Here is an 18,843-nt window from a genome sequence, read left to right as displayed (position 1 = left end):
TATTCTTCGCTTCGATTGCCACGGAGACGACGATGGACAAGACCTTTGCCGCGCAGGTCGCGGATGTTCGCCGGTTCAACCGCTTCTACACCCGCACCGCCGGCTTCCTGAACGAGACGCTGACACAAAGCGCCTTCACGCTTGTCGAAGCGCGCATCCTGTTCGAGCTTGCGCACGGTCCATCTCCCTTCGCCGTCGACATCGGCCGGGATCTCGGCCTCGATCCGGCCTATCTCGCCCGCATCCTGAAGCGCTTCGCGGCATCCGGGTTGCTCGCCGCCGAGCCGGACGAGGGCGACCGTCGCCGCCGCCGGCTGAGCCTGACGGCGGAGGGACAAAAGGTGATGGCGGATTTGTGGGCCAAGGCCGATATCGATATCGGCCGCATGCTTTCTCCACTCAAGGAAGAGGAAAGGCGGCGGCTGACCGCTTCCATGGCCGGGATCGAAAGGATGCTCGGGCCGCAAGGGCAGGGAAACGAGGTCGAGATCCGCCCCTATCGCATCGGCGACATGGGCTGGATCATCCACCGTCAGGCTGTACTCTATGCAGAGGAATATGGCTGGGATATCGGCTATGAGGGGCTGATCGCCGGCATCTGCTCCGATTTCGTGCTGAACTTCAAGCCGGGCAAGGAATATTGCTGGGTCGCCGAGCGCGACGGAAGCGTGATCGGCTCGGTCTTCCTCGTCCGCAAGGACGAGGAGACGGCCAAGCTGCGCCTGCTCTATGTCGAGCCTTCAGCGCGCGGCCTCGGCGTCGGTCGCCGGCTGGTGGACGAATGCATCGCGACCGCGCGCGCCTCGGGTTATCGCAAGCTCGTCTTATGGACCAACGACGTGCTGACCGCCGCCCGCAAAATTTATCAAAAGGCCGGGTTCGTGCTCGTCGAGGAGGAACGCCACCACAGTTTCGGCAAGGACCTTGTCGGCCAGAACTGGGAGCTGGAACTTTGAGGCTGTAAGCCGGCATTCCTGCCGCGCGTCCTTCGAGGCTCGCTCCGCTCGCACCTCAGGATGAGGGAGGTTCGTGCCAAAGCCCTCATCCTGAAGTACAGCGAACTTCAAAGAATCAATTGAAGCCTGCCTGCGAGGTACCCACGAGTACGACCACGCAGAAACAAACATCACTTCCCTTGATATGCGAGCGGAGCGGACTCTGACTCCCTCATCCTGAGGTGCGAGCGGAGCGAGCCTCGAAGGACGCATTGTCGTCCAACGAGCCTTTAATTTCCCCGCGCATCCGCAAGCGCTCCGGGGAATTCATCGGCGAAGATGGCGATCTCATTCTCGGGGCCGCAACTTACCCGGATGGCGCGGTCGAGCCCTGGTGCCATCGATTTCCGAACGAACACGTCGCGCGCGATAAGCGCGTTCATCACGTTGAGCGCGTAGGCGCCGCCGCGACCGCAATCGATCGAGACGAAATTGGTGGCCGAGGGCAGGGCGGTCAGGCCGTTCTCCCGCGCGATGCCGGCGATGCGGATGCGGCAATCCGCGATCTTCTTCAGCGTCGATTTCAAATAGTCTTGGTCGGCCAGCGCCGCCAGGCAGGCTTCCTGCGTCATCCGCGACATGCCGAAATGGTTGCGCACCTTGTCGAAGGCGCGGACCATTTCCGTCTCGCCGATGGCGTAACCGCAGCGCATGCCCGCCAGCCCGTAGGCCTTGGAGAAGGTGCGCATGCGAAGCACGTTCGGCCGGTCCGTGTCGAGCGGTGGCAAGGCGGAGGCCGGCGCCATCTCGCCATAGGCCTCGTCGAGCACCAGCAGCGTGGTATCGGGCAGCGCCTCGATGAAACGCGTGATCTCGCCTGCTTCCCACCAGCTTCCCATCGGGTTGTCCGGATTGGCGAGGTAGACGAGCGGCGCGTTCTCGCGCTTCACCGCGTCGAGCAGGGACTGCAGATCCTCGCGGTCGTCGACATAGGGCACGGCGACGAGGCGGCCACCGAAGCCGGCGACATGATAGTTGAAGGTCGGATAGGCGCCGAGCGACGTCACCACGGGCATGCCGGGCTCGATCATCAGGCGCACGACGAGGCCGAGCAGCCCGTCGATCCCTTCGCCGACGACGATGTTTTCCGGCTTCGCGCCATGATACGCGGCCAGCGCCGTCTTGAGGTCGTGGTTCTCGGGATCGCAATATTTCCACATCTCGCCGGCGACGGCGGCCATTCGTTCCGCCACCTTCGGCGAGGGGCCGAAGCCGTTCTCGTTGGCCCCGATGCGGGCGCGGAAGGGTCGGCCTCGCTGCCTTTCCTGCGTCTCCGGACCGACAAAGGGAACGGTAGCCGGCAGCGACTGGGCAAGCGTTGTGAGGCGCGGACGATCGGGCATGATGGAAGTTCCGTTAGCAGGCGCGGATACGTAGCGGGAAAGGGGAGGACGGGCAATCATGAACTGTCGGCGAACCGCGCGCCGCGCTAGATAGGCGGCATGGAAGAAAAACGATTGCCGGAAATGCCAGATTGGCCGCGAGGCACGATCTTCACCGTCGGTCATTCGACGTTGCCGCTGGAGCGCTTCATCGAGCTTTTGCATGCCTATGGCATCGAACGCCTCGCCGACATCCGAACCATACCGCGTTCGCGCCGCAACCCGCAGTTCAATGCCGATACGCTTCCTGCTGAATTGGCAAAACAGGGCATCGAATACCGGCCGATGCCGGAACTGGGTGGCTTGCGTCATACCCGCAAGGATTCGCCGAATGCCGGCTGGCGCAACGCCAGCTTTCGCGGGTACGCCGATTACATGCAGACCCCGGCCTTCGTCGAGGCGGTGGAGACACTCGTCAAGCTTGGCCGGGAAAAGCGCACGGCGATCATGTGCGCGGAGGCCGTGCCGTGGCGCTGCCATCGCTCGCTCGTCGCCGACGCGCTTCTCGTGCGTGACGTGCCGGTAATCGAAATATTGTCGGAGACGGATTGGCGGCCGCACAAGCTGACCGCCTTCGCCGCTGTCGACGGGCTCTCCATCACCTATCCGCCCGAGCAGCCATCGCTGTTGTAGCTTCTCCCGCCACAGCGGACAGGCTTATTCCGAACTGGGTTCGAGCGTGTCGAGCATCAGCGCCGAATGGGCGTAGGCGCCGCCGGCGCGCATTTCGGAAGCCACCCAGACGGCTTCCATCAGTTCCTGCGGCGTTGCGCCCGCGCGTGTTGCCGCTTTGGTGTGCCCCTTGATGCAGTAGGGGCACTGGGTGACATGGGCGACCGCCACCGCGATCAACTGCTTGGTCTTCGCCGACAGCGCTCCCTCGGCGAAAACCGCCTTGCTGAATGCCTGGAACGCCGCCTCGGCCTCCGGGGCAAGTTCACGGCGCTTCGCCGCGATCTCTCTGGTGGCTTTCGGGTAGAGTGTGTCGCTCATCTGAATGGAATCTCCTGCCATGGCGCGGCCTCGCCACAGGCTCATGCCGCTACTCCTGCTTAACCGCACGAGGCTCCGCGTAAAGCGCCTCGGCGTCGAATCAGGTGAGCCACATGACGACGATCATGCCGATGACGATCATCACCAGCCCGGCTATCAGCATCGGAAGCAGCGTGCTGTCCTGGTCCGTCCCTGACTGGATATATACAGGCCCCGTTTCGTTTCCGCTCTTCTGGCTGCGATCGTCCATGATCGTTCTCCGGTTCCGTGGGCGCTGGCCCGCCGCGGTTGCCCGAGACGGTTTGACAATAAATTGACCGCTGCCACAGCGGACCAAGCACCCCGTCGACGATAGTCGAACCATTAAGATGTATTGTCAATTCATCTTTTTAAAGGTGCGACCATGCGTACCCCGCCGAGACGCGCTTGCAAAACATATACCACAGGGGCATCTTTGGTGCATGAGCCGCCGAGCCGGTGGCAAGGATTGCGGATGCGACTGACAGATTTCTCCGACTATTCGCTGCGCCTCCTGATGTATGCGGCCGCCCGGAACGAGCGGCTGATCACCATCGAGGAGACTGCCGAGCTTTACGGCATTTCGCGCGCCCATCTGATGAAGGTCGCCAACCAGTTGACCCGCGCCGGGTTCCTGAATGCGGTACGCGGCCGCTCCGGCGGCCTTCAGCTCGCTAAACGCCCCGAACAGATACGGCTCGGCGACGTGCTGAGAGTGACGGAGCCTGACTTCGGTCTGGTCGAATGCTTCCGCGGCAACAATACCTGCCTGATCACGCCATGCTGCCGCCTGCGCGGCCTCTTGCATGAGGCGCTCACCGCCTTCTCGGATACGCTCGACCGCTACACGCTTGCCGATCTGCTGCTTGCGCCCGCGGATTTCGGCATAAAGCCAGCGGCATAGGTTTGGAAGGGCAAACGACATGACGGCGACAGGCAGGCTCGGTGTGGTATCGGGAGCCCATTGCACGGCCGCCCAGGCTGTAATCGCCGCGGCGGTCGCCGGCTGGCGGGCGGAAGGTGCAAAGGTCGCGGGCGTGCTTTCAGAAGAACACGGCCTGCCGGACCGTTCCTGCGGCGCCGGCTATCTGCGCGATATCGAGAGCGGCGAACGCTTCACCATCTACCGCGACGTTCCAGCCGGGGACAGCGCATGCCATATCGACGCAAAAGGCGTGGAGGCGGCGTGCGCCGCGGTGCTGCCCCAGATCGCGGCAAGCGATCTCGTCGTTTTCAACAAGTTCGGCAAGCTGGAGGCGGCGCATCAGGGGTTGTGGCGGGCACTCGAAGCCGCCGTCGCCGCTGGAAAGCCATCGCTTCTCGCCCTGTCCGAAAAACATGCCGAGGTTTTTCGGGCCTTCGCCCCCGACGCCACTTGGATGGCGCCTGACCGCGTGGCGCTCGACCGCTGGTGGGATACAGTGCGGGAAGGGCCGCGCATCGGGGAAGAATGATGGATCTGCGATTGGTCCCTTGGCTGGCAAGGTGGGCGCCTGCTCTTACCGGACCGGCGCGTGACGCAGCACGGTGAGGTTTTCGCTGATCACGTTGCCGTTGGCATCCACCACCGCCGTCCAGGCGCGGTTGCCGCAGCGGACGGTCAGGCGCTGTCGGCCTTCATCCTCGCCCATTCCCTGCTCGACCGAACTTCTGACATGACCGGACTGGACGAAATGGCGGAAGCGTTCGGGACCAAGAGCGAAACGCTCCGCCAGAAGCTCCGGATCGAGGATGAAATCGCCCTCGCGGTCGTGCTCCAGCTTTACCTTTGATGCGGCGTTATCGGACATCGATGCGACCCTGTCTCGCGCCCTCCCGTCAATAACATAGATTGACAATATATGTTTTAGCCGGGCATTTACGCAAGAGACCAGATAGGGCGTCCATGCCGGACCGCCATGGAAGAACCTGCACGGGATGGCGAAGGACAGAATGAACGAAAATGACGACCCGAGCCGCAGATACGATCCGGCCAACCGCAAGACGATCCTCATCGATGGTATTCCGCTGCCCGAGATGCTCGACGAGCAGATGATCCACGACGTCGTGCACGGCTTCTACGACAAGATCCGCACGGACGATCTGCTCGGGCCCATCTTCAACGGCGTGATCGACGATTGGCCGACCCATCTGCAGAAGATGTGCGACTTCTGGTCTTCCGGCTTCCTGCGCACCGCGCGCTACACCGGACAGCCGCTCCAGCCGCATCTCATCATCCCCGACATCGGCGAGGAGCATTTCCGCCGCTGGCTGACACTGTTCCGCGCCACAGTCCATGTCGTCTGCCCGGAGCCGGTGGCGGAAATCTTCATAGACCGGGCGATCCGCATCGCCCATTCCTTCAGGCTGGCGCGCGCCTTCCATCACGGCGAAAGCACGCTCGGCATCTGTCCGATCCTCGAGGATTCGCTGTGAACCGGAACGGCTGCGCCCTTGCCCAGGGTAGACGGGAACCCGGATGGCCATTCCACGCGTGAAGCCGGGCCGTTACCCGGCTATTCTTTCCTATGGTTTCCGGCCCTTTTTTCTCGCCGGCGCGCTTTACGCCGGGCTGGCCATCCTGTTCTGGCTGCCCCTGTTCTATGGCGATGTCGATACTTGGAGCACGTTTGCGCCGGTAGACTGGCACGTGCACGAAATGCTGTTCGGCTATCTCGCGGCGGTCGTCACCGGCTTCCTGCTGACCGCGATCCCGAACTGGACCGGCCGCTTGCCGGTGCAGGGCCTGCCGCTTCTTGCCCTGACGCTCCTGTGGCTGGCGGGGCGCTTCGCAGTCTTCTTCTCCGCCGGCATCGGCTGGCTGGCGGCGGGTGTAGTGGACTGCGCCTTCCTTCTCGCGGTGGCCGCCTCGGCCGCGAGCGAGATCGTCGCCGGCCGCAACTGGCGCAACCTCAAGGTGTTGCTGCCGGTGACGGTGCTGTTCGCTGCGAACGCGGTGTTCCACGCCGAGGCGCACTTCGAGGGCGTCACGGACGTCTCGCGGCGTCTTGGCCTCGGCGCGGCAATCGCCCTCATCATGATCGTCGGCGGGCGTATCGTGCCGAGTTTCACCCGCAACTGGCTGGTGCGGGAAAATCCTGGCCGGCTGCCGGCGCCCATCAACCGCTTCGATGCCGTTTCAATCGGGATATCGGTGCTCGCGCTCGCGGCCTGGACGTTCTTCCCCGGTAGCGTGGCGACCGGTGTGGCGCTGATCGTGGCGGCGGTATTGTCAGCGGCGCGGCTCGCCCGCTGGGCGGGTGATCGCACATGGCGCGACCCGTTGGTGCTGATCCTCCACGTCGGCTTCGCCTGCGTGCCGATCGGCCTGTTCCTTGCCGGGCTGGCGGCGCTTGCGCCCGCCTTTGTGCCGTCCGCGGCCGGGCTCCATGCGCTCGGTGTCGGTGCGATCGGCACCATGACGCTCGCCGTCATGACCCGGGCGACGCTTGGCCACACCGGGCGCGACCTCAAGGCCGGTCCCGGAACCTGCCTCATCTATGTTGCCGTGCTGCTGGCAGCGCTTGTGCGTGTCTGCGCGGCGTTCATCCCCGGCCATCCCGTGCTGCTCGACATTTCAGCCGGCCTGTGGGCAGTGGCATTCCTCGGTTTCGCCGCCCTCTACGGGCCTATGGTCTCGCGACCGCGCGTGCCGGCACGGCACCCCAACCGGCCGGCCTCCTGAAAGAACATGTGGACGGCTGAACGTGCCATTTCGGATGCGGCCCCGGACGCTTCACCGTCTGCCATGTCTGGAACTGTGACTCGGACCACGGCGCTGTTGATTGTCGCGCCGCTTTTCTTTATCCAGCGCCGTACCGGAGAGGTGGCCGAGTGGTCGAAGGCGCTCCCCTGCTAAGGGAGTAGGCTCCAAAAGGGCCTCGTGGGTTCGAATCCCATCCTCTCCGCCATCCCCCTGTTAGTGCCTTGATTTGCAAAGATAACCCTTGATTTCCAAGGGATACAGCCCCAAAGCCTGCTACAAAGTTAGCTACAAAAGCGCGATGGGCACCCCATGAAACACGTTCAATTCAGTCGCGGCCGGTATGTAGTGCGCGTCACAGTGCCGGAAGAGTTGCGGCCGATCATCGGCAAGCGTGAGCTTGTCGAACCGCTCGGCGGCGATAAGAAGACGGCCGAACGGAATGCGCATGGCGTAATTGCTGGCTTCCTCGCCAGGATCGAGGAAGCACGCGAAGCGCTGGCGGCTATTCGACCAACAGCGTCAGCAGTGGCAAAAGAATATTATCATGCTGAACTAAATGAGGATGATCGAAGCCGCTTCGAACTCAGCCAGGATACCGTAGTGGGACTAAACCGAGGAACATCCGCGATCATGGCTAGGAATCAGAGGCTTGTTGCGTCGGGTCAAATTACCGGCGAAACATCCGAGGTTTGGGCAGGCGAGCTGGTAGATCTGTGGCGGCAGAATAGTATTCTGCCCAACACGCCGCGGGCCGAGTTGCTAAAACTGGCGGCGCAAGTGGAACTTGACATTTCAGCGGTGATCGAAGCCCGCGACAAGGGCACGGTAGCGCCGCCGGAACCGAAGAGCGCTCTGCTTACGGTCGAGGAGCCGCCAGCACCCGCCCCAGCCCCGCAAGATCGTGGCACCGGCGAAACGCTGACCTCGATCCTGGTCGCCTTCCACACCGAGCGCACGGCCGGCAATCGCACCCTCGCCGACAAAACCATGCAGGAACACAAGGTCGCCCTCCGCATGTTTGAGGAGTTCATGGGCGGCGCTATCCTCGCCAGGTCGATCAAGCGTTCTGACGTGCTCGCATATAAGCAGGCGCTCCTCCAGACGCCGAACCGATATGCCGCACGCTTCCCCGGCCTGACCCTGCCCCGGGCCATCAAGGCTAACGCCAAGCGCGAGGAACCATATCCGACGCTCGACCCGCAAACGATCAACATGAAATGGTTGTCGCACCTTTCGACCATCTTCAAATGGGCGGCGAACAACGGACATATGAACGACAATCCAGCCGCTGGCATCCGCGTTGACGAAGGCAAGGGTTACAAGGAGCCGTCGCGCGTCCCGTTCACCCAGGACGACCTGAAAGCGATCTTCGGCAGCGCCCTATTCAAGAACCCGGCGGAATACGGCTCGCAACAATGGGCGCTCCTTCTGGCGCTCTACACTGGCGCTCGATCATCGTCAGAGATCGCCCGCGTCCGGCTCGCCGACGTTTACGAGGAACAGGGCGTCAACGTCATCAACCTGTCGCTGGCATCGAAGAATGTTCGGTCAAAGCGCATCGTGCCGATACACCCGGCGCTCGTTGAACTCGGCTTCCTCGATTACGTCGCGAAACTTCGTGACAAGGGCGGCCAACGCTTGTTCCCCGATTGGGAACCGGAAGACAAAATCAACCGCTGGTTTCTCCGCACCTACAAGGCCGGAGTCGGCATCCATGACAGCCGGAAGGTGTTTCACTCCTTCCGCCATACCCTAAAAACCGCCCTGGCGCGCTACGGCGTCAACCGCGACGTGTCGGACCTGATTACCGGCCACAAGGATCAATCGGTCGGCGGCATCTACATCGGCGATCAGGCCGTCACCATGGTCAAGGCGATGGCTGAAGCGCTCAGTCGGGTAAAATTCGATCTCCCAATTGCCGCAACGAAATAGAGCCTGAATGCGTCCGTGACGCTCCCCGAAGCTCCCCATTGTCGCGTCGCTATAGATGAAGTGAGCAGCGCATTTGCTGCGCATTCATGAAGGACGGGCGACATGGACAAGAAAAGGCCTGGACGGCCACACGCCGACACACGACTGACCCGGTTTCTGGAAAAGCGGATCCTCGAACTGAGGCCGCGCAAGAGCCAGCTCGAGATCGCCACCGAGGCGGGATTCATCAACGCCAACGTGCTTTCAATGATCAAGTCTGGCACCTCGAAGCTACCGCTCGACCGTGTGCCGGCGCTGGCCAAGGCACTGGAGTGCGATCCGAAGCGCCTCTTCATCATGGCGGTCGAGCAACTCGGCGGCGATACGACCGATCTCGCCGTCCGTCGGATATTCGGGACGCTTGTCACCGAGAACGAGGTCTCCTGGCTGGAGGAAATCCGGGATGCGTCGGATCATTCCGATCCGAGCCTGACCTCGCGCGCAAGAGCGGCCCTGCGCGCTATCTTTGGGAGATAGGTGATGAGCGAAATATCGAACTCGACATCACCTCACGATCGACCGCTCACCGAGAACGAAAAGTTCTGGATCGAGATCATCCGGCTGACGACCTGGGACACAGATCCATCGCCTACGCTGGAATTGACCCAGAAGCTGCGCCAGGTCTTCCGGACCAGTCCGCCTCAAAGACGGCTTTCTCGCTGATCGACATCGTTCGCTTTTCACCAGACCCATTGGAACCAGCCATGCCATCATCTGCAGACCTTCGTCTGGCAGTCCTGTTCGATGCCGAAAACATTCCGGTAATTTCTGTCGACGGTATCTTTGATGAACTCACAACGCTTGGTCGCGCCGTTGTGCGGCGCGCCTACGGCGATTTCGGCCGCCTGCAAACCGAAGCATGGTCGGAAGCCTGTGTCCGCCACGACATCAGCGAGCGACAGTGCCGCGGATTTGCCAGAGGCAAGAATGCCGCGGACCTCCGGCTCACGATCGACGCGATGGATCTGATCCACGGCAAGACGGTCGACGGTTTCGCCGTAGCCTCCAGCGATACCGATTTCGTGCCGCTGGCGGAACGCCTGCGCGAGGAACGGATGCCATATTTCGGTTTCGGGAACGCACGCGCGCCGGAACGGCTCCGTCAGGCGTCCACCAGATTCTACTTTGTCGAAAATCTGGTGCCACCCGGTTCTCCCGGCATCATGAAACGTCAAGCGACGCCTCTGTTGCGGCCCCTGGATCTCGTGCCACTGCTCCGATCGGCCATTGTCGCCTTTCGCGATCAGGACGGCTGGCTGAGCGTGGAGACGCTCCAGGAGAAACTGCTGGAATACGACAGAAGCTTCGATGCGCGCAGCTACGGCTTCCGACAGCTTGCCGATCTCCTTGACCGTCTGCGAGGTTTCGTCGTCGATGGAACGGCTGAAGGCGGTCCGCGGGTGCGCTTGAAGAACAAAAAACGGCGCCGCGCGTTTGTGCGTCAGGGCGTAACCTCGCCTGGCACCGGCTGACACATGGCGAAAGTGATCGGGCGCTCCCGTTGGGTGCCCGCTATCAGGTGCCAGGCTCACCTCAAAATGTGGGATCCCGGACCGCCTCAATCCCGTCCGACGTGTGGAATGATCATCCACTGGCGTTTGCGGAAGTGGCTCGGCGGTTGATGATCTGGACCCGTTCGTCGAGCCAATCTTGCGGTCTGATGGACTCTTCGGGGATCGCCTTCGCCCAATCTATGCCGAACTGCACGCCCACGCCGAACAACGACGACCCGCGCCGCTGTCCGGTCTTCATGGCGGCGATGGAGTGCGCTGCCGGCGTTGTCGCTCCCGTCCGCCGGGGCAACCATGCTGCGATGTCCCCGTTGCGTGAGTGGACGGATCTGAACCAAGTATCGCGAATTCATCAAGATCGACGTCAACCGCCTTGTTGCCCAGGGCCGCCAGTCGAGAAGGCGGAACCCATCGAGCGCCTGTTCTTGGCGCATGCCTGATGAATTAGCGGGCACGAGGGCAGCCTGCGCTAGATCACGGGGAATGGATCGCTCCCCGCCATCGGCGAATTCCATCCCCATACCATGGAAGTCCTAGGAAAATCCGTCCCCAACCATGGGGATGCCTTTTGTCGCCGCGATAATCCGGGGCTCGTCCACCGTTCCCGATGGGAGGAGCAAGAAACGGGTGGCAATCCTTACCAGACGACAAGAATGGCGTTGTTATCAGACCCGGCTTCCCCCAATTTGAACAGATGGCCAGAAGGGTCTTTCGAGGTCGGCTTGGGAATTGACCTTGCTCCAACTTTACATCAGCCTGCGTAAAATCGTGCCGAAAAGCATCTTTCTACGTTCACTCGCATTTTGAATCGGCCGATCCAACGGTTGAGTAGAAGTCAGGCTAACGCACGTGGGCGAGGACGCATCGTGGTGCAAGGAGTATCGAAATCGCCATCGAGCGATCTTGATAAGGCGGACGACCATGTGCGGGGCGACGGCGATCGGCAGCATGGGCCATAAAGGAATGATACGTATCGCGAGAGAGTTTCGGTTACGTAGTGCGGAAAGTGGCGTCGCCTGCAGGCTCGCTGGCGGGTGCCAATCAGCAGCCCAACGGCGATGTCGCGAAAAATGACCAGTCGGTGTCTCCGGCCAGCTATTTCAGGCCGGTTGTCGAAAATCGTGGATCGGCCGAGACGGCGCCGAGGTATAGTTCTGTCCGAGGAAGGGTTTTCCGTGCCACCAGTCTGCCCGGAAGCACTAGCGCGATCAACTCAGGGGTTGAGCCACTGCCATATCTTCGACGCGCGCTATGAGGTCCTTTGCCGTATTGTGGCTCCAGCGACCGCCTCGGGCCGAGGGAAGACCGGCGGCGTTCAAGGCTGTGGCGAGGGTAGAGGGAGAAAGTTTTTCACCGGGCGGCAGCTTGGCCATCTCACTCAGGACGAAATCCCGATAGCGCCTGGCGCGCTGGTCCGCGCAGCGGCGATTGGCGAGAACACCCTTCTTGTAGTTTCCATTTGGAGCCTTGGATTTCTCGGCGCGCGACAGACTAATTCCGGCCTTCACAGCCTCTGATCTTGATTGGGCCGCCCGTGCGGCACTGATGACGAGAGGACGCCGCTCGGCCGCAGTCATCGACCTCCATGTCCGATGCAAGGATGCGTCCCAGATCTCGACATCGAGAGCATCTAAGGCATTGGTGCACTCGATGATCCGGTTCCGTCTAGTGCGTGTCATAAGTTCTTGGATGTCGGCCAAGAGCAGGTCGGCGCCGGCCTCACGTGCCGTGTTGATCGCCTGCCGGAATTTCTCCCTCGAAACGAAGGGAACCGCACGGTAAGTGCTCGAATCAATAATTGTCCTTAATATGTGCCTGCCGCTGGTTTTCTCGAAGGCAAGCTGAATTCCGCGCTGACGCCTGAGCGCGGCGTTGGCGTTGAGTTCGTCGAACGAGTGAAGTTGCCTTCCTACATAGGCAAAGGCGTAGGCAACAAGCGGGCGAGGTTCGTTCATTGAGTTTTCTAAACCTTGCCCAGTATTCTCAATGCGGAGCGTTGGCGAACTGAATTCGCACGAGGGCGCGTCACTGGCTGGCTCCGCTTGCCCGATGCGTCATTGATGCTTCGACAGCATTGGCGCCAGCCCTCGAGCGCCCCTGTGACAAGGGCGAGCGACTGTAACGAACAGCAGCGTCGCTGTGGTGCTGCACTATCGTCAGCAACGTGAATGTCCATCCCGGAACGGGTCGATGGCGCCTGGGGTGGTGTCGCGAGGAGCCGTCCCTCGATGGTGTCGGCGTAGCCTGATGCGTCCTGTCGCAGATCGCCGCAGGCCGCCGGAGTGAGCAAATTTCAGCTTTTCTCCACGGAAATGCGCTCTCCTGGCCGTCATCTGGAACGCTGAACTGCTTGAGGGTGCTGGAATGGACGTCATGGCGCGTATTTTGGCTCTAATAACTTGCTTTATAAAACGCGTATAAGCGAAGAACAGCCTTCTCCGCCACCATACGCATCGAAAGAGAGCAAAGGACCATCCCGTTCTCAAGAATCGCTGGAGGCGGCGCTCTAGGATGGCTATTTCAGCCGCATCCGGTCATCAATGTGATGGAGGGCTTGTATTACCTTTCTCGTGAGCTCGTTGTAATCCATTAACGTGTTGGAGCTTCCGGCCATTATGGATGTCTTCGCTAGAGGCAGGTCGCTCTTGATCGCTTCCTTCCGCGTCTGCTTCTTCTTCCGGCGCCAGGCTTCGTCCCAGGCTTCCAGTCCGACGACACCTGCGTTCAGAAACCGCTGGAGCCGCGTCTCTCGAAGCTGTTCCAGAAACAGCTTCCTTTTCTCTTCCGGCTCGTCGGCGAAATTCGGAAAAGTTGGCAAGACGAACTTGAAGTATCGGCCGTGGAAGCGCTGGAACTTGAAGCCAGCAAGATCCTTGATCGTCCGGATACCCATCTCGTCGAGTTCGTTCTTGTCGACCGTGACCTCGATCCGCACCCTCTTCTTCTCCTCCGGCAGGATCTCCCTGGTGCCAGTGGCGATGTTCTGTTTATCAAGCAGCTTGATCATCGTCCGCCATGCGGATCGTGATCCCTCGGCACCGGCATAGTAGGTGGAGTCGATCGTTGCCGGCCGGTCTTTCGCAGCATCGAGGAGGAAATTATCGGAGCGGTCAGGATGCCTCTTGTCATAGCCGAGCACATAGGCGGTGCCGTCGTCACCCTTCGTCCAGGTAAACCGCGGGCGGTCGAACGGTTCGGCGACGACATCCCGGCTGGGCAGATGGCTGCGCACCAGGACGCCAAACATAAGCGCGCGCGCCTCCTCGGATGGATTACGTGGGGTGAAATCGACGCTGACCTCGAGGCCGACCATCTCGGCTTGCTGCTGCAGATCCCATTTCGACCTGACGGCTTCTTCCGCCAGTAGCAGATCCTTGGTGACCGGCTCCTGGATGCGCACCCGGAAATCCCGGTATTTGCCGTCGTCGTCGAGCTTCTTCTTCTCGACGTAGACCCTCTCCCCGATCGCTTTGTCGATGTGATGTTTGATCCATTTCCACTGGGTATGCTTCACGGTCCGGAACCGGATATCGGCCCAGTCGACGACTGCACCGGCCTTATATGCCTTCAGGTCGATCTGTGGTTGCAGGGCAATTCGGTTCTTAAACCGAGCCTGCTTCATGCCAGCCAGTCGTTCTGTGTAGGTCAGATCGAAGGTCTCGGGGAATTTGACGGCGGTTAGGATGACGGAATGCGAAGTCATACTCGTAGCGGAATCAACGGGCTGGCGGATCAATGAAACCGCGCACATAGCGGCAAGTCGTATCGTTTGACATAGCCACTACGAAATATTTCGAAAGGTTCCGGCGGTTGCGCGAATGACCTTCCCGGGCATACTGAAAAAGGAGGGGGAAGGAATGACGATTCGAAGACACCGTTCCCTGCAACGGGATAAGCGACTATCGATCGAGAACGGAACGGGCCTCACCATATGAGCCCGTTTCTCGAAGATTTGTCCAAACGCCCGCTGACGCAATCGGCGGAGGGGCTTGCTCCGCTCGGCCTCTACATCGGCCCCGGCCAGCTTGGCCTCGAAGTCGCCGTTTATACCAGCGCTGGCCGGCCTTCCTCGGCCGCACTCCTGAAAGCCTGGAAGGAACGCAGGGGCGGTCGCTCGACACCGCTGCTCACGGTTGCGCTCCACGATGGCAAGGCCTGGCTCTGTGGCCCCTCTGGCGAGAACCTGCCGATCCATGCCGCCAAGGAAGCCAACGCCATCGAGCGGCTCTGCGCGGCAGCGCTCAAGCAACCGGACCGGCACGCTGCGCTGCTGTTCCTCGGCCAGGCCCTGCCGTCGCTCGATACGGCCGCGCCTGGCCTGCGCAATCAGGGACTGTTCGCGCTACACGAGCTAACCGAGGATGCGCCGAGGCGCTCCGACTGGGCCGAGCACGAGAAGCGCGCCGGCGCTATCCTCCAGGACGGCGCGGAGGGTCAGGATCTGCTACGCCGGCTCGGCTTTTCGGTCGAGCGACTCGACAACATGACCAGCCTGCTCAAGGGCGTCGACCGGCGGCTGGCGCTGGCTGTTCTGCTCGATCGCGACGAGGTTCCAGAAGCTGGATCGGATCGTTTCAACAAGCTGTCTCCGGTCTCCTACGCCTTCTCCAAGGCAAACGCGGAGAACCTCGACTGGGTGCTGATGCTGCAGGGCGACCGGCTGCGCCTCTATCCGGCGCGGGAGAACGTCGGCGTGGGGCGGCGCGGCCGCACCGAGACCTATCTGGAATTGCAGACATCGCTTCTGGCGCGAAAACATCTCGGCTTCCTGTCGCTGATCTTTTCCGCCGACTCGCTCAGGCCCGATGGTGCGGTGAAGAAGCTGCTCGACGATTCCGGCCGCTTCGCCTCCAATCTCGCCACGCGCTTGCGCGACCGCATCTACGACCAGGTGATGCCGCTACTGGCCAACGGCGTCGCCGCAGCCCGCGCGCTGAAGAACCCGACGGCGAGTGACCTCGACCTCACCTACCGCATGGCGATCACCGTCTTGTTCCGGCTGCTGTTCGTCGCCTATGCCGAGGACCGGGATTTGCTTCCCTATCAGCATAGCGAAGCCTATCGGCGCCGTTCGCTCAAGCAGAAGGCGCATGAACTGGCGGAGCATGCGCGCAAGCTCGTGGAACCCACGCCCGGCACTTCGCACTGGCAGGAGGTGAACCGGGTTTGGACGGCGATCGCCAAGGGCGACATCGAGCTTTCCGTGCCGGCCTACAATGGCGGCCTGTTCACCGACGACCCGGCGGTATCGCAGGCCGGCGCGGAACTGGCCAGGATCGCCTTGCCTAACGCCGTCTTCGAGCCGGCTCTGACGGCGCTGCTGCTGACCGACCTTGGTGATGGACCGCTGGCGCCAGTGGACTTCCGCTCACTCGGCGTGCGTGAGTTCGGCACCATCTACGAAGGCCTGCTGGAATCCGAGCTTTCGGTCGCCGAGCAGGATCTCGTCACCGACAGGAACGGCTCATATGTGCCGCTCAAGGCGAAACAAATGCCGGTCGTGCGCAAGGGCGAAATCTATCTCCACGACCGCTCAGGCGCTCGCAAGGCGTCAGGCAGCTATTTCACCAAGAGCTTCGCTGTCGAACACCTGCTCGACCGCGCGCTGGCGCCGGCGCTGGAGGCGCATTTGGCGCGGGTGGCGGCGCTCGACGAGCCGGAAGCGGCGGAAGCCTTCTTCGATTTCCGCGTCGCCGACATCGCCATGGGCTCCGGCCATTTCCTGGTGGCTGCGGTCGATCGCATCGAAAAGCATTTCGCTGACTACCTGGCCGGCAAGGACGCGCCCGGAGCGGCGGGCGTGCGCGCCGAACTCGACCGGCTGCGCCAGGCGGCGAAAAAGCAGCTTGGCGAACTGGCCGACGAAATCACGATTGAGGATGGCGAACTGCTGCGCCGGCTGATCGCGCGGCGCTGCATCTATGGCGTCGATCTCAACAATCTTTCGGTGGAACTGGCGCGGCTGGCGATCTGGATTCATACCTTCGTGCCCGGCCTGCCGCTCAGCGTGCTCAACCACAATCTGGTCCACGGCAACGCGCTCATCGGCGTCGGCACTGTGGCGGAAATCCGCGAGGCGTTCGAGGCTGAAAGCGGAGAGTTGATCAGGCTCGACGCGGAAGCCTTGCTCGGCAAAGCCGCGAAACCGTTGCGGCGGCTTGCCAACATCTCCGACGCAACCATGGCTGACATCAAAGAAGCGCGCGCGGCTTTGGAGGAAGCGAAAGAGGCGGTGGCGGACACGCAGGCGCTCTGCGATGTCGTGGTCGCAAAGCGCCTCGACCCAAAATTTCCAGTTAACTTCGCAACTTGGGAGCAGGATCGGCGGCGGATAGCCGCGAATGCACAGGCATCGCGCGCCCTTGGTGAACTGCGGCAGCTTGCCATTTTCCACTTTCCGGTCGCCTTCCCGGAAGTCTTCCTGCGCAAGCGCTCTGGCTTCGACGTGCTGCTCGGCAATCCGCCATGGCAGGAGGCGACAGTGGAGGACCATGCCTTCTGGGCGCGGCATTTCCCGGGCCTGCGCGGGCTGTCGCAGGCGGAAATGGAGAGGGAACGCGCAAGGTTACGCAAGGAGCGGCCTGACCTGGCGGCGGAACTTGACGCGGAAGTCACGGAGATGGCCGGTGTTCGCAAGGCGCTCACCTCGGGCGTCTATCCCGGCATGGGAACGGGCGACCCTGACCTCTACAAGGCTTTCATGTGGCGCTTCTGGAACCTGGCCCACGAGAATGGCGGCCGGATCGGTGTCGTGCTGCCGCGCAGCGCCTTCGCCGCCAAAGGGTCGGAACTGTTCCGCAAGGCGATGTTCCAAAAGGCGGCGAGCGTCGATCTTACAATGGTTCTCAATCGTGCCGGCTGGGTCTTCGACGAAGCCGAGCACCGCTATACGATCGCCTTTGTCGCCATCGAGCGGGGTCAGTCTGAAGGCAAGACAATCGGATTGCGGGGACCATTCGCCGCCAAGGCCGTCTTCGATGCCGGCCACGAGAAAGCGCCCGCCCGCTTCGCCGCGGCGGAAATTCTCTCCTGGAACGATACGGCCTCGTTGCCGCTGCTACCCACCGAGCAGTCACTCGAAGTATTCGCGCAACTGCGAAAGGCGCCTCGTCTCGATTTGAATGACGGCAAGAGTTGGCGCGCCAGACCCGACCGGGAATTGGACGCCACCAACCAGCGTAACCTTATGGTTTTTCAGGAGGAGCAGCCGGACGGATGCTGGCCTGTCTTTAAGGGCGAGTCGTTCGACTTGTGGGAGTCTGACCGGGGATCCAGCACCTACTACGCCTGGGCAGAACCGACCGGCGCTCAGGACTTCATCTATCACAAACGACTGCGGGCCGGCCGCTCCTCCCGCGACAGCGTCCATGGCGAATTTTCAGTCGCTTACCGGCAGGACCGAAGGACGTTGGCGTGTCATAGTCCACGCATCGCGGTTCGGGACATCAGCCGCGCTACTGACACCAGAACTGTCCGTGCAGCTCTCGTTCCGCAGTCTGTCTTTTTAGCAAACACCGCGCCTCAAGTCATGTGGCCACGTGGGGACGAGCAGGACCAGGCCTTTTTACTCGCCGTTCTAAGTTCACGTCCGCTCGACTGGTATGCGCGGCGATATGTCGAGACGCATGTGAACTACTTCGTGTTCAATCCACTTCCAGTTCCTCGCCCTCTGCGAACAGATCGGCTCTGGCAACGTGCCGTAGCATTGTCCGGCCGCCTCGCCGCACCCGACGAGCGCTTCGCCGGATGGGCGGAAAAAGTCGGCGTCGAACATGGGCCGCTCGCGCCGGATGTGAAACAGGACATGATTGACGAACTCGATGCCGTCGTCGCGCATCTCTACGGCCTGAGCGAAGACCAGCTCCGCCATATCTTCGAGACCTTCCACGAAGGCTGGGACTGGGAGCCGCGCTTCCAGGCGGTGGCGAAGCATTTCCGCAACTACGAACCTAAGGGCAACCGATTGAACGCGCAGGGGGCGTAGGATGGGATCGCTTTATCTCAACGGATTGAACAAGGAACAACGGGCGGCGTTGGTGCAGCGCCTCTGGGAGCAGCAAGGCGGCAAGTGCTTCATCGCAGACCGGCCTATCGATCTTAAACTCGATGAGGTAGACATCGACCACATCATTCCAACTCGCGACAACGGCAAGGACGATCCTTCCAATTTCGCGCTGACGCTCAGCCACTTCAATCGCTCCAAGCAAGCGGCCGACCTACGCGTAGCGCGAGTGCTGGCGCGTTTCGAACATATCAAGGAAAGCGCCGATAGCGACGACCGCGGCGCC

General features: G+C 61.7%; 17 protein-coding genes and 1 tRNA gene. 12 read left to right on the top strand and 6 right to left on the bottom strand.

Annotated elements, in window-relative coordinates; translation table 11 throughout:
• Positions 1-32 precede the first annotated feature (32 nt).
• A complete protein-coding gene (locus RBH77_RS20460; RefSeq protein WP_311029401.1) occupies positions 33-956 on the top strand; it encodes a bifunctional helix-turn-helix transcriptional regulator/GNAT family N-acetyltransferase in 924 nt (307 codons plus the stop codon).
• 269 nt (positions 957-1,225) lie between these two features.
• Here the strand turns inward: RBH77_RS20460 and RBH77_RS20455 are convergent, their stop codons facing one another.
• Positions 1,226-2,338 (bottom strand): pyridoxal phosphate-dependent aminotransferase, encoded by a 1,113-nt coding sequence (locus RBH77_RS20455; RefSeq protein WP_311029400.1) that lies wholly within the window; start codon positions 2,336-2,338, stop codon positions 1,226-1,228.
• 123 nt (positions 2,339-2,461) lie between these two features.
• On the opposite strand from RBH77_RS20455, the gene RBH77_RS20450 reads away from it, so the two are divergent.
• Entirely contained in the window at positions 2,462-3,010 is a 549-nt protein-coding gene (locus tag RBH77_RS20450) for a DUF488 domain-containing protein (RefSeq protein WP_311029399.1), read from the top strand.
• A 24-nt stretch (positions 3,011-3,034) separates the two neighbouring features.
• On the opposite strand, the gene RBH77_RS20445 is transcribed toward RBH77_RS20450, so the two are convergent.
• Positions 3,035-3,370 (bottom strand): carboxymuconolactone decarboxylase family protein, encoded by a 336-nt coding sequence (locus tag RBH77_RS20445; protein WP_311029398.1) that lies wholly within the window; start codon positions 3,368-3,370, stop codon positions 3,035-3,037.
• A 100-nt stretch (positions 3,371-3,470) separates the two neighbouring features.
• Entirely contained in the window at positions 3,471-3,620 is a 150-nt protein-coding gene (locus RBH77_RS20440) for a hypothetical protein (RefSeq protein WP_311029397.1), read from the bottom strand.
• 243 nt (positions 3,621-3,863) lie between these two features.
• On the opposite strand from RBH77_RS20440, the gene RBH77_RS20435 reads away from it, so the two are divergent.
• Both RBH77_RS20435 and RBH77_RS20430 read left to right on the top strand, forming a co-directional pair.
• The gene (locus RBH77_RS20435; protein WP_311029396.1) at positions 3,864-4,292 is read left to right on the top strand and encodes an Rrf2 family transcriptional regulator; all 429 of its coding nucleotides are present in this window, start codon (positions 3,864-3,866) and stop codon (positions 4,290-4,292) included.
• A 19-nt stretch (positions 4,293-4,311) separates the two neighbouring features.
• On the top strand, positions 4,312-4,842 hold the full coding sequence (locus tag RBH77_RS20430) for a DUF2478 domain-containing protein (RefSeq protein WP_311029395.1): 531 nt from the start codon (positions 4,312-4,314) through the stop codon (positions 4,840-4,842).
• 45 nt (positions 4,843-4,887) lie between these two features.
• Here the strand turns inward: RBH77_RS20430 and RBH77_RS20425 are convergent, their stop codons facing one another.
• Positions 4,888-5,178, bottom strand: coding sequence for a DUF6522 family protein (locus RBH77_RS20425; protein WP_311029394.1), 291 nt, complete (start codon positions 5,176-5,178; stop codon positions 4,888-4,890).
• A 142-nt stretch (positions 5,179-5,320) separates the two neighbouring features.
• Between RBH77_RS20425 and RBH77_RS20420 the strand changes: the two genes are divergently transcribed.
• The 7 genes from RBH77_RS20420 to RBH77_RS20390 all read left to right on the top strand — a co-directional run bounded on the left by RBH77_RS20420 (position 5,321) and on the right by RBH77_RS20390 (position 10,516).
• Entirely contained in the window at positions 5,321-5,803 is a 483-nt protein-coding gene (locus RBH77_RS20420) for a group III truncated hemoglobin (protein ID WP_311029393.1), read from the top strand.
• A 43-nt stretch (positions 5,804-5,846) separates the two neighbouring features.
• Positions 5,847-7,052, top strand: coding sequence for an NnrS family protein (locus RBH77_RS20415; RefSeq protein ID WP_311029392.1), 1,206 nt, complete (start codon positions 5,847-5,849; stop codon positions 7,050-7,052).
• A gap of 135 nt (positions 7,053-7,187) precedes the next feature.
• Positions 7,188-7,278 (top strand) — tRNA-Ser (locus RBH77_RS20410).
• 104 nt (positions 7,279-7,382) lie between these two features.
• A complete protein-coding gene (locus RBH77_RS20405; protein WP_311029391.1) occupies positions 7,383-9,005 on the top strand; it encodes a tyrosine-type recombinase/integrase in 1,623 nt (540 codons plus the stop codon).
• A 102-nt stretch (positions 9,006-9,107) separates the two neighbouring features.
• Positions 9,108-9,521: a helix-turn-helix transcriptional regulator gene (locus RBH77_RS20400; protein WP_311029390.1), complete on the top strand. Its 414-nt coding sequence runs from the start codon at positions 9,108-9,110 to the stop codon at positions 9,519-9,521.
• A gap of 3 nt (positions 9,522-9,524) precedes the next feature.
• Positions 9,525-9,707 (top strand): hypothetical protein, encoded by a 183-nt coding sequence (locus tag RBH77_RS20395; protein ID WP_311029389.1) that lies wholly within the window; start codon positions 9,525-9,527, stop codon positions 9,705-9,707.
• 29 nt (positions 9,708-9,736) lie between these two features.
• Complete coding sequence (locus RBH77_RS20390) at positions 9,737-10,516, top strand: NYN domain-containing protein (RefSeq protein ID WP_311029388.1); 780 nt, start codon at positions 9,737-9,739, stop codon at positions 10,514-10,516.
• 1,247 nt (positions 10,517-11,763) lie between these two features.
• Here RBH77_RS20390 and RBH77_RS20385 read toward each other — a convergent pair.
• Both RBH77_RS20385 and RBH77_RS20380 read right to left on the bottom strand, forming a co-directional pair.
• Positions 11,764-12,510 carry a hypothetical protein gene (locus tag RBH77_RS20385; RefSeq protein ID WP_311029387.1) on the bottom strand — a complete coding sequence of 249 codons (747 nt, stop codon included), beginning with the start codon at positions 12,508-12,510 and terminating at the stop codon, positions 11,764-11,766.
• Between the two features lie 560 nt (positions 12,511-13,070).
• The gene (locus RBH77_RS20380; RefSeq protein ID WP_311029386.1) at positions 13,071-14,291 is read right to left on the bottom strand and encodes a hypothetical protein; all 1,221 of its coding nucleotides are present in this window, start codon (positions 14,289-14,291) and stop codon (positions 13,071-13,073) included.
• Between the two features lie 195 nt (positions 14,292-14,486).
• Here RBH77_RS20380 and RBH77_RS20375 point away from each other — a divergent pair, with 195 nt between their 5' ends.
• Positions 14,487-18,539, top strand: a complete 4,053-nt coding sequence (locus RBH77_RS20375; RefSeq protein ID WP_311029385.1) for an Eco57I restriction-modification methylase domain-containing protein — start codon at positions 14,487-14,489, stop codon at positions 18,537-18,539.
• Positions 18,540-18,843: the final 304 nt, after the last annotated feature.

The organism is Mesorhizobium koreense, from assembly GCF_031656215.1.
In the GTDB taxonomy this organism is placed as follows: Bacteria; Pseudomonadota; Alphaproteobacteria; order Rhizobiales; family Rhizobiaceae; genus Mesorhizobium_L; species Mesorhizobium_L koreense.
The sequence above is the reverse complement of the archived record's forward strand: the minus strand, read 5'-3'. Positions and strand labels throughout refer to the sequence as shown.

Bases quoted from the DNA above. Each gene is read 5' to 3' on its own strand.
- RBH77_RS20460 (WP_311029401.1), top strand. From the start codon at position 33: ATGGACAAGACCTTTGCCGCGCAGGTCGCGGATGTTCGCCGGTTCAAC.
- RBH77_RS20455 (WP_311029400.1), bottom strand. From the start codon at position 2,338: ATGCCCGATCGTCCGCGCCTCACAACGCTTGCCCAGTCGCTGCCGGCT.
- RBH77_RS20450 (WP_311029399.1), top strand. From the start codon at position 2,462: ATGCCAGATTGGCCGCGAGGCACGATCTTCACCGTCGGTCATTCGACG.
- RBH77_RS20445 (WP_311029398.1), bottom strand. From the start codon at position 3,370: ATGAGCGACACACTCTACCCGAAAGCCACCAGAGAGATCGCGGCGAAG.
- RBH77_RS20440 (WP_311029397.1), bottom strand. From the start codon at position 3,620: ATGGACGATCGCAGCCAGAAGAGCGGAAACGAAACGGGGCCTGTATAT.
- RBH77_RS20435 (WP_311029396.1), top strand. From the start codon at position 3,864: ATGCGACTGACAGATTTCTCCGACTATTCGCTGCGCCTCCTGATGTAT.
- RBH77_RS20430 (WP_311029395.1), top strand. From the start codon at position 4,312: ATGACGGCGACAGGCAGGCTCGGTGTGGTATCGGGAGCCCATTGCACG.
- RBH77_RS20425 (WP_311029394.1), bottom strand. From the start codon at position 5,178: ATGTCCGATAACGCCGCATCAAAGGTAAAGCTGGAGCACGACCGCGAG.
- RBH77_RS20420 (WP_311029393.1), top strand. From the start codon at position 5,321: ATGAACGAAAATGACGACCCGAGCCGCAGATACGATCCGGCCAACCGC.
- RBH77_RS20415 (WP_311029392.1), top strand. From the start codon at position 5,847: ATGGCCATTCCACGCGTGAAGCCGGGCCGTTACCCGGCTATTCTTTCC.
- RBH77_RS20405 (WP_311029391.1), top strand. From the start codon at position 7,383: ATGAAACACGTTCAATTCAGTCGCGGCCGGTATGTAGTGCGCGTCACA.
- RBH77_RS20400 (WP_311029390.1), top strand. From the start codon at position 9,108: ATGGACAAGAAAAGGCCTGGACGGCCACACGCCGACACACGACTGACC.
- RBH77_RS20395 (WP_311029389.1), top strand. From the start codon at position 9,525: ATGAGCGAAATATCGAACTCGACATCACCTCACGATCGACCGCTCACC.
- RBH77_RS20385 (WP_311029387.1), bottom strand. From the start codon at position 12,510: ATGAACGAACCTCGCCCGCTTGTTGCCTACGCCTTTGCCTATGTAGGA.
- RBH77_RS20375 (WP_311029385.1), top strand. From the start codon at position 14,487: ATGAGCCCGTTTCTCGAAGATTTGTCCAAACGCCCGCTGACGCAATCG.